At 54.7% G+C, this 15,848-nt stretch carries 11 protein-coding genes; 10 read left to right on the top strand and 1 reads right to left on the bottom strand.

The window, feature by feature from the left end; translation table 11 throughout:
* Positions 1–45: 45 nt before the first annotated feature.
* Entirely contained in the window at positions 46–573 is a 528-nt protein-coding gene (locus R5R33_RS02180; RefSeq protein ID WP_318954433.1) for a hypothetical protein, read from the top strand.
* A gap of 105 nt (positions 574–678) precedes the next feature.
* Positions 679–963 carry a helix-turn-helix transcriptional regulator gene (locus tag R5R33_RS02175; protein WP_318954432.1) on the top strand — a complete coding sequence of 95 codons (285 nt, stop codon included), beginning with the start codon at positions 679–681 and terminating at the stop codon, positions 961–963.
* A gap of 83 nt (positions 964–1,046) precedes the next feature.
* Here R5R33_RS02175 and R5R33_RS02170 read toward each other — a convergent pair whose 3' ends face one another.
* Positions 1,047–2,327 carry a tyrosine-type recombinase/integrase gene (locus tag R5R33_RS02170; RefSeq protein WP_318954431.1) on the bottom strand — a complete coding sequence of 427 codons (1,281 nt, stop codon included), beginning with the start codon at positions 2,325–2,327 and terminating at the stop codon, positions 1,047–1,049.
* A gap of 378 nt (positions 2,328–2,705) precedes the next feature.
* Between R5R33_RS02170 and R5R33_RS02165 the strand changes: the two genes are divergently transcribed.
* From R5R33_RS02165 to R5R33_RS02130, 8 genes are all read left to right on the top strand, one after another.
* Complete coding sequence (locus tag R5R33_RS02165; protein WP_318954430.1) at positions 2,706–4,196, top strand: sigma-54 interaction domain-containing protein; 1,491 nt, start codon at positions 2,706–2,708, stop codon at positions 4,194–4,196.
* Between the two features lie 49 nt (positions 4,197–4,245).
* The gene (locus tag R5R33_RS02160) at positions 4,246–7,626 is read left to right on the top strand and encodes a type I restriction endonuclease subunit R (protein WP_318954429.1); all 3,381 of its coding nucleotides are present in this window, start codon (positions 4,246–4,248) and stop codon (positions 7,624–7,626) included.
* Between the two features lie 24 nt (positions 7,627–7,650).
* A complete protein-coding gene (gene rmuC / locus R5R33_RS02155) occupies positions 7,651–9,342 on the top strand; it encodes a DNA recombination protein RmuC (RefSeq protein WP_318954428.1) in 1,692 nt (563 codons plus the stop codon).
* On the top strand, positions 9,343–10,923 hold the full coding sequence (locus R5R33_RS02150; RefSeq protein WP_318954427.1) for a type I restriction-modification system subunit M: 1,581 nt from the start codon (positions 9,343–9,345) through the stop codon (positions 10,921–10,923).
* Entirely contained in the window at positions 10,920–12,029 is a 1,110-nt protein-coding gene (locus R5R33_RS02145) for a restriction endonuclease subunit S (RefSeq protein WP_318954426.1), read from the top strand. Before R5R33_RS02150 ends, R5R33_RS02145 begins: the two co-directional genes overlap by 4 nt.
* Before the next feature lie 132 nt (positions 12,030–12,161).
* Positions 12,162–13,466 (top strand): KAP family P-loop NTPase fold protein, encoded by a 1,305-nt coding sequence (locus tag R5R33_RS02140; protein WP_318955763.1) that lies wholly within the window; start codon positions 12,162–12,164, stop codon positions 13,464–13,466.
* A gap of 129 nt (positions 13,467–13,595) precedes the next feature.
* Positions 13,596–14,462 (top strand): DUF3553 domain-containing protein, encoded by an 867-nt coding sequence (locus R5R33_RS02135; protein ID WP_318954425.1) that lies wholly within the window; start codon positions 13,596–13,598, stop codon positions 14,460–14,462.
* Positions 14,463–14,547: 85 nt separating this feature from the next.
* Complete coding sequence (locus R5R33_RS02130; RefSeq protein WP_318954424.1) at positions 14,548–15,762, top strand: hypothetical protein; 1,215 nt, start codon at positions 14,548–14,550, stop codon at positions 15,760–15,762.
* Positions 15,763–15,848 lie beyond the last annotated feature (86 nt).

Here is a 15,848-nt window from a genome sequence, read left to right as displayed (position 1 = left end):
ACTACGCCCGATTTTCAATTGGCATGGACATCGAAGGAATATGCAATGGATGACAATTTATACCTCAAGATGGGGGACTTTCCTGGTGTAGACGAGCTGGATTATCTGCTGCGCCAGGTCGACCCAAAGGCGGGCCCCTATGAATTGTGGATTGCTCCTTTCCAGGGGCGACTCAACCTGACCCACAAGGACGAGGAGTTAATCTATGAGTCCGGTCCGAATAAGGGAGAGCCTTTGGAAAAGATCCCCTTTTTTGTGATCAAGTCTTTTCATTGTGGCAGTCCAAACCTGGGGCCCCAGCGAATCTACAACATTAGGCTGCTGCATGATCTTAAACACAGAATTTGGACGCGCTGGGACAGTTTCCGTAGATCCAGTGGTCATGAGCAAATGCGTCGTGAGGAGCTGGAGTCCATTGATCCCGAATTGCTCCGGTTGGCTTCCCCTGCATTTTTTGAAAGCGACCGAAAACTCGCAGAGCTGAAGCAGGTGCATTCGCAGCTTCAGGATGAGCGGGATCTTTTTCTGCGCGCCATCTCGGCGCTATCCATCGTGGTTGATCGCACGCGCTAGCGTGAAAATGTTGCGAGCGACGGGTCCAGCACCGGCGCTCGCAGTCAGGGCGGCAAATTATCCGATGTATGCTCATTGCTCGATCAATAACCCAAGGGGTTTGATATGGATAACGGTGAAGATGAAAAAGGGGAAAAAAATAACGAGAGTCCCGTGGATGCATTTTTCCTGCAGCATCCCGAGCGCTTGGTGCGGCTACCGGAAGTGCTTCGTCTGGTCGGTGTTTCCCGATCGACCTGGCATCGCTGGATCATTGCCGGAAAGGCGCCGCGCCCCGTGAAATTTTTCACGGGCGGGTCCGCTTGGCGGTATCGGGATATCATGGCATTTTTGGAGGCCCCAGCGGACTATATTGCTGTTGAGGAGGAAGAGCCGACGCTGGAAGAATAGTGGCGTGGGGGCGGGCAGCTTGTGCTGCCCGCTTGCATGGCCTGCGGAGAAGGCTGGGTTTGAATTAATCCAACGAATTCAGCTCAGCATTCTTCAAAGCGGATCTCGAGTTGCCCGTGTGCATGGTGCGCTGGTGGGGTTGCAGGTTCTGCTTGAGCAGAGGATCGCTGTGAACTGCTGCGTTTTTCACCCTTTTGTTGGTCGATCCAGTTTGCCCAGCGCTGCAGCGCTTTTCGACGGGCCTCCAAATGACTGGTGCGGTTGTATGCACGTCCATTCCTATCCTTGACCAGATGGTGCAGCTGATGCTCGAGCTGGTGCGGCGGGATCTCTAGAACTTCTTCCATAATAGTCCGTGCCGATGCCCGAAACCCATGGACGGTTTGAACGCCTGAAAACCCGAGTGCCTTTAAGGCCCGCTGCATTGCCGTGGGTCCCATGGGTTTGCGGCGGCCGTGAGGGGAGGGGAAAACTGGGCCGAAATTCCCGCCGTAACGATGCTGCTCCTGCAGTATGGCCAGGGCCTGTCGGCATAGCGGAACAATGTGCGGTCGGAGCTTATCTTTCATATAGCCGACCGGAAATTCCAACTGCTCCTTCTCCCAGTTGACGTGTTCCCAGGTCATCAGGCGAAGCTCACTCGGCCGCAACATCAGCAGCGGAGCAATTCTCAAAGCGTTACGGACGGTCATGGTCCCATCGTAATGGTCTATCGCTAGCATCATGCCAGCAAACCCGGTGGGTTCGGTAATGGCGGCATAGTGCGCTTTTCGGTGGGTTTTTAGTGCGCCGCGGAGATCCGGTGTGAAATCGCGCTCGGCGCGTCCAGTAGCGACGGCATAGCGCAGTACCTGCCCGGCCATGCTCCTTGCTCGATTGGCCATATCGACACTGCGGCCTTCGACTTTGCGGAGTGCGCCCAGTAACAGCACGGCATTGAGATCCCGCATAGGGATACCGCCGAGCACCGGAATGAGATCCTTCTCCAGCAGGGCTTTCGAGCGTGTTTTGTGAGAAACGGACTTGTCCGCCAGGTGCATCTCTGCCCACTCGCGCGCCACTGCCTCGAAGGTCTCGTTGCTGTTGAGATAGGCGGTGACCTTGAGAACCTTGCGCTCGATGGTGGGGTTAATCCCTTGGGCCAGTTTGGCGCGGGCTTCCGTGGTCAGGCGACGCGCGTCTGCCAGAGTCACCCGGGGAAAGAGCCCCAATGTCATTGTTTTACGCTTGCCGGCGAAGCGGTAGTCCATGCGAAATGATTTCCCGCCGCTATGTAGCACCATCACATACAGCCCATGGCTATCAGCCAGTTTGTACGACTTTTCTTTAGCCTTGGCCTTTCGGATCTGGATATCGGTCAACATTACTCGTTTTCCTCATACGGCGGTTAGTAAGGGGGCGCGTACGGGATAGTTTGCCGGGCGAAAACAAGCTGGATGTTCGCGAGCGACCGGCCACAGGGTGGCGCTCACGACCTTTTTACAGCAGTGAGAAGTTCATCTTGTTTCCTTTCGGGTCTGGATTCATTTGGGGCTGTTGATGGGGGGCGTCGATAGAGTGTTTGAAATCTAATCGCTCTGTTTAATCTGCGATCGAAGTGGCGTGTTGTGAATGTATTGGTTAACGCAATGGTTCAATCGAGGGCGAATTGTGATTAAGATCACAGGATTATTTGGGCGATACAAAAAACAAAATCCGCTCCGAGGTCAATTGACCAGAGCCCATCGTTATAGGGTTGTGTGGTGGCAGTTGAACAAATTTTAGTAAGCTGGGTTGGTGGAAAAGATCTCGCTGCGGGAGTGGGGGGCGCGCAGCAGCCGGGACCCGTGGCGCAGGTGCTCGCCAATCAGCAGTTCGACCGAATTGAGCTCCTGTATAACTACTCCGAGGCCCAGATGGCCGGGTATCTGGAGTGGCTAAAGCCACGCACCGAAACTCCGCTCTTTACTGTACGCAGTGCCCTTTCATCTCCAGTCAATTTTGGAGAGATCTATCTGGCAGCGGAAGCGGTTCTTTCTCGCCTGGTCAGGACCAATCCAGCAGCGAAGCTAAATATCCTGTTGAGTCCAGGTACTCCAGCAATGCAGGCGGTCTGGATTTTACTGGGCAAGACGCGCTTCCCGGCTACTTTCTGGCAGTCCTCTTTGGAGGAGGGGGTGCAGCGGGTCGAGATACCCTTTGAGATCGCCGCAGAATATCTCCCCATAGCGGGCAGCGTCGGTTCGCGTGCGATCAGTGAGCTATCTACGGTTACAGCGCCTGCCAATGCGGCCTTTGCCGATATCATCACTCAGAACCCCCAGATGGAGCGCCTCAAGGCGCAGGCCGCCATCCTGGCGGTGCGGGAAGTGCCGGTGCTGGTCTACGGTGAATCCGGCACTGGCAAAGAGCTGTTTGCCCGTGCGATACACAATACCAGCAGTCGAAGTGCCCGTCCTTTCGTTGCGGTCAACTGCGGCGCTTTCCCGTCCGAGCTGATTGATTCCATTCTCTTCGGTCACAAGAAGGGTGCCTTCACTGGTGCGTCCGCAGATCAGGAGGGGGTATTCCAGCAGGCCGACGGCGGCACGCTGTTTCTGGACGAATTCGGTGAGCTGGATCCGGCAGTACAGGTGCGCCTGTTGCGTGTGCTGCAGGACGGTACCTTCACCCCGGTCGGGGGCCGGCAAGAGGTTAGGGTCGATGTCCGTATTGTGGCTGCGACCAATCGCGATCTGATGCAAGCGGTGACCGAGGGCATCTTCCGCGAAGACCTTTTCTACCGTGTCGCCGTAGGGGTATTGCACCTGCCGCCGCTGCGGGAACGGCAGGGGGACCTGGGGCTGCTCGCCGAGCGCGTTCTCGATGGCCTGGGCCATCAGGATGCCCATCTGAAAGATAAAAAATTTTCTGTTTCAGCTAAAAATCTTATCCTTCGACACCCCTGGCGCGGCAACATGCGCGAGCTGCACTCGACTCTGTTGCGGGCCGCGCTCTGGAGTGCCACGTCGACCATCGAAGCAGAGGACCTCCGAGAGGCGCTGTTACAGATGCCGGAGCGGCAGCAGGGTGTACTGGATCGGGATGTCTCCCAAGGTATTGATATTCAAGAACTTTGTGATGAAGTGTGGCGCCACTACATCCCTCGTGCCATGGACGCCGCACAGGGCAAGAAGACCCGTGCGGCGGCGCTGCTCGGCCTGAATAACTACCAGACGTTGACCAATTTGATGGACAAACTCGACCTGAAATGAAAGCTGGCACGCTCTTCGCAATCAGGCGGGCATGGATAGAATTTTTTATATGAAATCGCAGAACTTCGAATTCCTTCGGCCGGCAAACGAGACCCTCGCCAACCTCGGCGGTCTCGCCGAGGCGGTGTTGCATGTTGATCCGGGCAGTGCGCTGACGCGCCTACGCGGCTTTGCCGAGGAAGTGACCAAGAGCATCTACAAGGAGGAGTATCTGCCGCGCATGCCGCAGGCGAACTTCTACGAGCTGGTCAGGAATTCTGTGTTTGAAAGCTGTGTGGACCGCTCGCTGATTCACCAGATCAATTTTCTGCGGGTACAGGGCAATGAAACCGCCCACGGCGCCGAAGGCAATCTGCGCAATGCACAGATGGCACTGGGCACCGCGCACCAGCTGGCCATGTACATGGCCCTCAAGTACTACCGCAAAACCAAGTCGGATATTCCTCCGTACCGGGATGTCGAAGACCCCACGGCGCGGCTGAGCCAATTACAGAAGTCCGTCAGCAAATATGAAAGGGAGCTGGAGCAGCAGGGCGCGCAGCTGGAGCGGGTTATCGAGGAACTGGAGAAAGAGCGCACCCGCAACAGCGCCAATATCGAACCGCCGCACAAGCAGGACGCCGCGGCCAAGCAGGCCCGGAGTCATCAGGTCGCGGACTCCCTGCAGTGGAGCGAAGCCAAGACCCGCCAGTTGCTGATCGACACCATGCTGGCCCAGGCCGGCTGGGATCTGAACAACAAGGAGCAGGTTTCCTTGGAATTCGAGGTCACCCATCAGCCGACGCCGAGCGGCAAGGGCTATGCCGACTATGTACTGTGGGGCGAAGACGGCCAGCCGCTGGCCGTGATCGAGGCCAAGAAATCCGGCGAAGTGAACCTGCAGGCGGGTAGGGAGCAGGCTCGCCTGTATGCGGACTCCCTGGAGAAAATGGGTTACCGCCGCCCGGTGCTCTTCTACACCAACGGCTACGAGACCTTCATCTGGGATGATGCCCAGTACAACACCTATCGCCCGGTGTATGGCTTTTATAGCCGCGAAAGCCTTGAGTACCTGATTTTCCAGCGCCAGTACCGCGAGCCGCACCCGGAGCAGTTCAATCCGAAAACCGATATCGCCGGTCGCCCCTACCAGATTGAAGCCATCAAGGCCGTCGCCAATCGCTTTCAGGAGCAGCGCCGCAGCGCGCTGATCGTGCAGGCCACCGGCACCGGCAAAACGCGGGTGGCGATCGCCATCAGCGAACTGTTGCTGCGCACCAACTGGGGCAAGCGCGTGCTGTTCCTGTGTGACCGCAAGGAGCTGCGCACCCAGGCCGATACCGCCTTCAAGGAGCTGCTGCCGAGTGAGCCGCGCTGCGTCATCGGCCAGAGCAACAAGATCGACCAGTCCGCGCGCATCTACATCGCCACCTATCCCGGAATGATGAATCGGTTCGCACAGCTGGATGTGGGCTTCTTCGACCTGATCATCGCCGATGAATCCCACCGCAGTATCTACAACAAGTACCGCGATCTGTTCGACTACTTCGATGCGCTGCAACTGGGTCTTACCGCCACCCCGGTCAAGTTCATCAGCCGCAACACCTTCGATATGTTCGGCTGCGAGAGCACCGATCCCACCTTCGAGTTTGGTCTCGATGCCGCCATCAACAATGAACCGCCGTATCTGGTGCCGTTTCGGGTCAAGGACCTCACCACCGAATTCTTGCGCGAGGGCATCCACTACCAGGACCTGAGCGACGAGCAGCGCGCGCAGCTGGAAGAGGATCTCGGCGAGGAAGAGGCGCAGAAGGCCAAGTTTGCCGGTAAGGATATTGGCCGCAAGATCTTCAGCGAGGATACCGATCGCATCATCCTCGAGAATCTGGTGAACAACGGCATCAAGGACGAAACCGAGTCGCTGGTGGGCAAGAGCATCATCTTCGCCCAGAACCAGAAGCACGCCGAGCACCTGGAAAAGCTGTTCTGCAAGCTCTACCCGCAGTACGGCACCCGCGTGTGCAAGGTGATCCACAACGCCGTACCCAAGGCCGAGAGCCTGATCGGCGAGTTCAAGAAAGCCGGCACCGACTTCCGCATCGCCATCTCGGTGGACATGATGGACACCGGCATCGACGTGCCCCAGGTAGTCAACCTGGTGTTTGCCCGTCCGGTGAAATCCTGGGTGAAGTTCTGGCAGATGATCGGCCGCGGCACGCGCCTGTGCGAAAACCTGTTCGGCCCCGGCAAGCACAAATCCGAGTTCCTGATCTTCGACCACTACGGCAACTTCAGTTTCTTTGACGAGGAGTATCAGGAAGCTGAAGACACCGGCAGCAAATCCCTGCTGCAGACCCTGTTCGAAGCGCGCCTCGAACTGGCGCTCGCCAGCCTCAAGGTCAACCACCGCGAGGGCTTCGATACCGCGCTGGAACTGCTCAAGGCAGACATCAACGACCTGCCAGAGAGCAGCATCGCGGTAAAGCGTGAACTGCGCACCGTGCACCAGCTGCAGCAGACCGATGCCCTGCAACGCATGGACGGCAATACCCAGCACATTCTGCAAAGCACCATCGCGCCATTGATGGGCGCGCGGGTACTACCGGACAAGTTCGCCATCGGTCTCGACCGCCTTGTCGCCACCATCCAGCGCTGCCTGGTGGAGAAGGCCAGCTGCTTTGACGATGGCAAGGATCTGCTGCTGCAGGAGCTCGACAAGCTGGCGGTGAACATCCAGGCCGTGCGCCAGAAAGACAAGGTGATCGACGAGGTACGCAGCGCCGACTTCTGGCACAACGCCAGTGTCGAGCGTTTGGAACGTGCGCGTGGAGAACTGCGCGGCATTATGAAATACCGCCAGGCTGGGGGTGGCGGCCTCTATGGCACGCCGAGCACCCGCACCACCGACCAGGGCATTGAGGAGACCGAGCGCAAGGTCACCATCGCCGGCGCCAACGAGGCCATGCTCTATCGCCGCCGCGTCAAGGCCATCCTCGACCAGATGCTTGAGCGCAACCCCATCCTGCAGAAGGTGCGCCACGGCGAGCCGGTCAGAGAGGAAGAACTCAACAGTCTCGCCTCCAGCATCCTCACCCAGCACCCGGGCGTGAGCCTCGAGGCCTTGAACGAATTCTATGGCCGCACCGCCAGCGAGCTTCAGCTCACCCTACAGGAGCTGGTGGGCATGGACCCGCAGGCAGTCGAAGCCCACTTCACAGGCTTCCTGCACGCGCATCCGCAGCTCACTCACGCTCAGGTGCGCTTTATGAACCTGCTCAAGAACCATATCGCCGAGCACGGCACCATCACCGTGGAAAAACTCTACGAGGCACCGTTCACCTCTGTGTCCCACGAAGGCGTGGATGGCGTGTTTCAGGCGGAGCACGTTAGTGAGCTTGTAGCTGTGCTGAAGCCATTTCTGAAAGAAAGCAGCCAGGCTGGCGCACTCTGATCAACTGAAGGGATATTGAACATCATGACATTTCAGCAATTACCCATCGAGTATTGGGCGCTGGCAGGCGGTGTCGCCATCTTTCTGGCCATCGCTGGCTATGTCATTGCGACAATGCGCAAGAACAAGGAGATCGGTGAGATTAACGGCCAGCTTAGTGAGGCTGTTGACGAGGTGAAGCGGGTCGAGGGGCTAAATCACGCGCAAGAAGTGCAGCAGGGCAAACTGCAAGAAAAGCTCGCAGGGCTGATCGGGAAGAATGAAGACCTGGTGGCGTCCCACAAGGAAAGGCTCCAAGAGCTGAATGGTGAGCTCGCAGAGTCACGCCGCAAACTGGATTCGGTGCGAGAAGAGGCTGAGCGCTTGGCAAAGCAGGCGCGCGGCGCGGAGGTAAAAGCCCAGGAGACTGAGTCGAAGTACCAGGACCTGAAGTCCGAACGCGACAGGCTCCAGCAGAAACATGACAACCTGCAGGAGAGCCATCAGCGACTGTCTGCGGAATTTACCGAATTGAAAACAACGCTCGAGCAGAAGGAGGAGCATTTCTCCCAGCAGATGGCTCAGCTCACCGATGCCAAACAGGCATTGACCAAAGAGTTTGAGAATCTGGCGAATAAGATCTTCGAAGAGAAGGGCAGAACCTTCACCGATACCAGCAAGAGCAGCATCGACCAGCTGCTCAAGCCATTCCGCGAGCAAATTCAGGGCTTCCAGAGCCGCATTAACGAAGTACACGATGCCTCCCTGAAAGGGAATACGGCCCTGAATGCAGAGATCCACAAGGTGCTGGAAATCGGCCTCAAAATGAGCGCCGAGGCCAATAACCTGACCTCCGCGCTCAAGGGCGATTCCCAGCAGCGCGGTGCCTGGGGTGAGGCGCAGCTGAAGCGCACACTCGAGATGAGTGGCCTGATCGAGGATGCGCACTACGAAACCCAGAGCTCGTTTGAAGATACCGAGGGTAAGCGCAAGCAGACCGACTACCTGATCAAGCTGCCGGACAACAAGCACATCATCATCGACAGCAAGGTGTCGCTGGTGGCTTACGACAAGGCCGTTTCCGCGGAGTCCCCGGAAGAGTTCCAGCTCGCCATGGTCGAGCATGTCAAAGCGGTGAAAAGGCACATCGACGATCTGGCATCCAAGGACTACACCAACCTGGTTGGCGTGCGCAGCCCAAATTTTGTGCTGATGTTTATGCCGATCGAGCCCGCCTATATCGACGCGCTGAAGAGTAACAAGGACCTGTTCAGCTATGGCTATGAGAAGGGCATCGTGCTGGTCTCCCATACCACGCTGATTCCCATTCTGCGCACCGTCGCCAACCTGTGGATGATGGAGCGCAGCAATGCCGAGGCCCGTGAAATCAGCGCCAAGGCGGGCGAGATCTACAACCAGGTGTGCCTGGTGGCCGAGCGCCTGCAAAAACTGGGCGGCACCCTGAACACCGTCAGTGGTCACTACAACAATACGGTGAAGGCACTGGTAGGCCAGCAGGGGCTGCACGGCAAGGTTGAGCGCTTCGCCCAGATCTCCAGCAAGGTCACCAAGTCCATGCCGAAAATGGAAGCCGCCACCCTCGATTTCGAAACCGAGCGCCTTTCCTTCGTCGTCGAGGCGATTGACGAGGAGCCCGCGCCGCCACAGCTCGAGCATGTACCGGCTGACAGTGCCGGCGAAGAAGTAACGAACACAGAAGTAGAAGAGACGAATTAAATGCTGACCGGACAAATCCGCAACGATATCGACAAACTCTGGGAGAAATTCTGGACCGGCGGTATCGCCAACCCCCTCACTGTGATCGAGCAGATCTCTTACCTCATGTTCGCGCGCATGCTCGATATGCAGGAAGAGGTGGCCGAGCGCAAGGCCGCGCGCACCGGTAAGGACTTCCCGCACCTGTTCCCACAGACGCCCGCAGGCCAGCTGCTGCGCTGGAAGAACTTCAAGAACATGGCCGGCAAGGAGATGCTCAAGCACCTCAAGAAGGAAGTATTTCCCTTCTTTGCCAACCTCGGTCATAAGGACATCGGCGAAGACGGCAGCACCGTGCACGCCCTCGCCGGCATCGGCGAATACATGCAGGACGCGGATATCGAGATCAAGAACGAGTCCGTACTGGTCGCCGCGGTCGAGATGATCGACCAGCTGCCGCTGACCCAGTCCGACGTGAAAGGGGATATCTACGAGTACCTGCTGAGCAAGCTCACCACCGCCGGCATCAATGGCCAGTTTCGCACCCCGCGCCATATCATCGACACCATGATCGCCATGGCCGACCCACAGCCGGATGCGGTCATCTGCGACCCCGCGTGTGGCACCGCCGGTTTCCTCGCCCGCACCATGGAATACCTGAACCGCAAGTACTCCAGCGAAGCGGGCACCTTCAAGGACGAAGATGGCAACCCCCATTACACCGGCGACCTGCTGGAGCCCTACCGCGAACACATCAACCGCGACATGTTCTGGGGCTTCGACTTCGACACCACCATGCTGCGTGTCTCCAGCATGAACATGCTGCTGCACGGGGTGGCCGGGGCCAATATCCACTACCAGGACAGCCTGAACAAATCCATCCGCGAGAACTTCCCCCGCCAGGAGGAAAATTTCTTCGATGTGATCCTCGCCAACCCGCCGTTCAAGGGCAGCTTGGACGAGAGTAACGTCAACCCGGACGTGCTCGGCATGGTCAAGACCAAGAAGACCGAGCTGCTGTTCGTCGCCCATATCCTGCGCGCGCTCAAGCCCGGCGGCTTCGCCGCGGTGATCGTGCCCGACGGCGTACTGTTCGGTTCCTCCAAGGCGCACCAGCAACTGCGCCAGGAACTACTGGAGCACAACCAGCTGGAGGGCATCGTCAGCCTGCCATCCGGCGTGTTCAAACCCTACGCCGGCGTCTCTACCGCCGTGCTGCTGTTTACCAAGGGCGGCACCACCGAACGGGTCTGGTTCTACGACCTGCAGGCGGACGGCTACTCGCTGGACGACAAGCGCAGCCCCATCAAGGACAACGACCTGCCGGATGCCCTTGAAAAATGGCAGGCCTACCGCCAGCTGGTGTTGGCCAATGCTAGCGCCAAAGAAATCAAAAAACAGTTTGGCGATAAGTCCCGCAAGGCGTTTACGGTGGATGTCGCCGATATCGCTGCCAACAAATACGACCTCTCCATCAACCGCTACAAAGAGGTGGTCTACGAGGAGGAGCAGTACGATCCGCCCAAGGAGATTCTTGCACGGCTGCTGAAGCTGGAGGATGAGATTGTTAGCGAGCTGAAGGCGCTGGAGGGGATGCTGTGAATCATCCTATAGTCAAATTGAACGAAATTTGTCGACCTAAGCAGTGGAAGACAATCGCGGCGTCGGCGCTGCTCGAAGACGGCTATCCAGTCTATGGTGCTAACGGAAAAATCGGGTTTTTTTCAGAGTTTACTCACGAAAGCCCAACATTAATGATTACTTGCCGCGGTGCAACCTGCGGCAATGTACATATTTCAGAGCCTAAGTCATACATCAATGGTAACGCCATGGCTCTGGATGACTTGGATTTATCAAGGGTAGATATCAAGTATCTTTACTACTTCTTCAAAAAGCGTGGATTTAATGACGTAATCTCTGGGTCTGCACAGCCTCAGATTACTGGTCAGGGACTCACTAAGGTAACGGTTCCACTGCCCCCCCTAAAAGAACAACAACGCATCGCCGCCATCCTCGACAAGGCCGACGCCATCCGCCGCAAACGCCAACAAGCCATCGCCCTCGCCGACGAATTCCTGCGTGCGGTGTTTCTGGATATGTTTGGTGATCCGGTGACGAATCCGAAGGGGTGGAGGAAAAAGCAATGCTCTGAAATCAGCCGGCAGATAACCGTGGGATTGGTAATCAAGCCAGCTTCCTATTATGTGGAGCATGGGATTCCTGCAATTAGATCACTGAATATTAAAAGTTCAGGAATCGATAAAAATAATTTTGTCTTTTTTTCCAAAGAAGATAACGAACAACGCCTCGCGAAATCGAGGGTTTTCGCCGGAGATATTGTGATAGTACGTTCAGGTCAGCCAGGAAAGGCAGCTGTTGTGCCGCAAGATTTGGATGGTGTGAATGCAATTGATGTTTTGATACTTAGACCTGATGGAAGCTTCATTGATCCAGACTACTTTGCCTATTTTTTAAACTCTGGAGCTGGAAAACGGTTGGTTATGGCAGAAGGGAGAGGGCAGATACAGCAACATCTCAACGTAGGTTCATTGAATCAGGCAGCGGTTCCGGTTCCACCTCTTGATCTTCAAAGGCGCTTCGTTTCGGTGCTTAAGAATATACGTAGAATGTTTACTATTAGAAATGAAAGCGATGATACAGATTTGACCTCAGCAATAAGTCAAAGAGCTTTCTCGGGTCAGCTATAAAGGGGTCGTATGTCACAAGAAGTGGAAGCCAATACGGTACCTCGTCAAGAAATTGAATTGCGGTTGCCGAGCTTTACCGTGGAAGAGGGTGTTTGACCTAGCCCTAATGACAAGCTAGGTCGAAAAAACGAGATTGAGAACCTCACTCCTGTTTTATTGAATGCGAAAGCACCGTTGGCGTTTGGAATCGAGGCTCCGTGGGGCGCCGGAAAAACAACGTTCATTGAGCTATGGGGTGAGTACCTGAAATCCCAAGGCTACGTCTCTCTGAACCTCAATGCCTGGGAGAGCGATTTTTGCGAGGACCCACTGTTACCACTTCTCTCAGTGCTGGATGATTGGCTCTCAGAGTTAAGGGGTGAGGGTCCTGTGGCTGAGGCTTGGGAAAAGGTAAAAACCCTTGCACCGGGATTGCTTAAAGCGGGAGCGGTGGCTGCAGTTAAAGCCGGGACATTTGGTGTTCTGGACCTCGAGAAGAGTGTTGAAGGAGCCTTTGCATCTGCTGCAGGCGAGGCGACTGGCAATATTGTTGATTCTTTCAAAAGCAAAAAAAACACCCTCGCTAAATTTAAAGAGCTACTTGCTTCAGCCCTGAATGCGCTGCCTACAGGGCAGAATAACTTACTCATTTTTGTTGACGAGCTGGACCGTTGTCGTCCGAGCTATGCACTCGAGGTGTTGGAGCGGATCAAGCACCTATTTGATGTAGAGCGAGTGGTTTTTGTGCTTGCAATAAATAGAGCTCAACTGGGTAGTAGTTTACAGGGTGTATATGGTCCGAAATTTGATGGTGAAAGTTACCTAAAGCGGTTTATAGATCTTGACTATGCACTAAAAATTCCCGATATGGGGGCATACATAACGTCTAGGTTTGAGCAAGAAGATATTCTTGGGCGAACCAGGAACAGCGAATCTGCAAAGCAAGAATTTGATTGGGTCGTAAAGGGATTTTGCTGGCTTTCTGAGCGGTTTAATTGTCAGTTGCGAGATGTTAATCAGTTAATTCTGCGTTTTCGGTTGATACTGCGCGCAATTCAAACAGATGAATCTTTAGATCCTCAAATCTTAACAGTCATGCTCTTCTTGCGAGAGTATAGTTCGGAACACTTTTCTCTACTTGTCCACGAACCATTGCGAATTAATGAAGTGATCAATTTTCTAATTGATGAAAATATTCGCAAGCGAGATGTTCCAGATGCGTTGCCCGTTATAGCCGGTGTAACGCTGGGTTCTTTAACCCGAAAAGAAGATAGGTCTGAAATATTTCAGTTTTGGTGTGATAAGAGAGATAAATTCGACAAAAGCGATAGTCGATATGATTCACTTGAATGGATGCGTGAAATTGCAGCTAGAGAGGATCCGTGGGAATCTGGAAGGCTATTGAATCGGGTCTATGAACGAGTTGAGCTTGTCCAGCGCTTAAATGTGGCCGGTTGAAACTTGAAATTTTGATAAATGAGTGGCCGCCAGAAGCATAAGTTGTTGGTTATATTTTGGTGTTCGGTCAATAGCATGACAATGGACTAGTCGTGGGCTTGGCCTCCCTAGTCGAAGAAGGGTAGAGGAATGGAATTCAATAAGGGTGATCGGGTTCGCAACCCAAAGATGCTTGGATGGGGTGTCGGTGAAGTGTTGGAAGATACAGCAGGCGGCGATCGGGTGCGCGTATTTTTCGTAGGCGCCGGCGAGAAGCTGATTTCACTCAACCATGTGGGATTGGAGAAAGTCACTGGCCTAGAAGCCGCGCACATGGTGCTCGATAACCTGAAGCTCCCCAAGGCAGGGGAGGTGATCAAATATCATAGCCTGGAGGAGTCAGTGGAGTTCTTCAAAGCTGAATTTCCTGAGGGCTTCTATGGCGATAAGTACCGTGCGCATGAGCGGGACTACAAGGACAAAGCCCATCGGCTATTTGTTGAGGAGCTCGGTAAGGACGTTTTCGGACAGCTCTTGGCCGAGGAGCGCTTCGATGAGATCAGTCGGCGTGCGCTCCGGCTATGCAATGCCACCAACCTGATCTTTCCCAACGAGAAAATGGCCCTGAAAGGTGGCCTGCTGGAGTCCGACAACCAGAAGCGTTTCAGCTTGGGACTTTACGACTTGCTGTACGGCGAAGGCGAGCTGGAGCCACGGTTTACTGCATTTGCACGTGTACTCGAACATCTCAATGCGGCGAAGTGGACCACGATGACCTATTTCCTGTTCTTCGCGCACCCGGACACACATATGTTCGTCAAGCCCACTATTGCCAAGCACGCTTCGGAGTTGTCGGCATTTGAGATCAACTATAAACCCGAGCTGAACTGGCTGACCTACAAGTCCATATTGAATTTCTCCCGGTATCTCGCTTCAAACCTTGAGGCGCTTGAGCCGCGTGACATGATTGATATTCAGTCCTTCATGTGGTGTATCGCACCGGGAAACTATTCATGAATTTAGGGTTTCAGCTAAAGACTGTTTCATAGCTTATAAAGCATATAAAAGGCCTCTAAAACGAGGCAGGTCGGGAGGGGAAGGGGTGCTTTTCAAAAGAGACGGCCTGAAACAGATAAACAAGGAATTGGCGCAAGAGTCATTGCAGCGCATTGATGCATTACTCGAGTCTAAACGTATTCGGCAACTGGTGCGTGTAAATGCCAGTCTGGAAGAGGCAGAAACTACCTTGGATAGACGGCTCAGAAGGCTAGAAGAGCTTCGGAAAGGGGAAAAGCTTGGCAATATGCTTTACCTGTTCTTCAGGGCTCAAGATGAAAGCGTGCTGCAGAAACGCGTAGCCGAACTCAAGAAACTGAAATCTGCACTGCAGGCGGTCACCGGAATCAAGGATATTGGGGGTTTTGTTGAGCGGCTCCAACAAAAAAAGATGATGGTATCCAAAAGGCGGGGATTACTTGACAAGGAAGTCATCTGCTACTCACGGGAGATCCGACGCGAACTCGAAATCGAGGTGGAAGGAAAAAAGCTGGCCAGATTTTCGCTGCTTGCCTTCCTGATGGGATTTGGTGTGCAGGCCGCGGTCAATGCGTATCAGGCTGGTGGTGTCTATGACGCCTTTCGCAGAGTCAACCCGGCGTATGTGAATGAGTCAGATACTGAGATTTGGTGGGATATGGTCATGCTCGGACTGTCTGATCCCGCTGCGATGACGGGTATGGTCAATCTGGTTAAGGGGGCCTATTTCGAGCAGCTGGTTGCACAGGAAAGCGGCGGTGTATTGCATGCCGATTTTAATCACCCGGAAACCGATATCACCATTGACGGTATTGAATACCAGCTCAAGGCAACCGATAGCGCTGACTATGTCGATTCCGTGAACCCAGATATTCCGGTAATTTCCACCCATGAGGTGGCCGCTCAGACTGACACCATAGATTCAGGGATCTCTAATGAACATTTGGATGAAACCACCGAGAGTGCATTGGGTGGGGATATTTTGGATGTAGCTGACGCCCTTGAGACCGGAGTGTCCATTGCGGCAGGAACCATTGGTTTTATTCCCGTAATGCATGGCTTGGTGCGAATGGGGCAGGTTTTGGAGCAAAACAATCCGAAAGCGACAGATGACTTAACCTATCACTTGGATTCTTGGTTCGAGGCGGTAGTAACCGGAGCGGAAACTACTCTAGAGGTTTTTCTGCAGCGGCTTCCTTATGTGTGGGACTTCTTGTTGAGTATTATTCGCGTTCCACTGAATGTCCTGCATGCTATTTTCAAGCTGATATTCCGCTTGTGAACTTAGGGATCTCGATAGTCACGACTTAAGCACAGACTAAATTTTGCGATTGAAGGCGCTGTATTTGTGGCAAACGCGTTATATAT

This window comes from Microbulbifer pacificus (genome assembly GCF_033723955.1).
Taxonomy (GTDB): domain Bacteria; phylum Pseudomonadota; class Gammaproteobacteria; order Pseudomonadales; family Cellvibrionaceae; genus Microbulbifer; species Microbulbifer pacificus.
The sequence above is the reverse complement of the archived record's forward strand: the minus strand, read 5'-3'. Positions and strand labels throughout refer to the sequence as shown.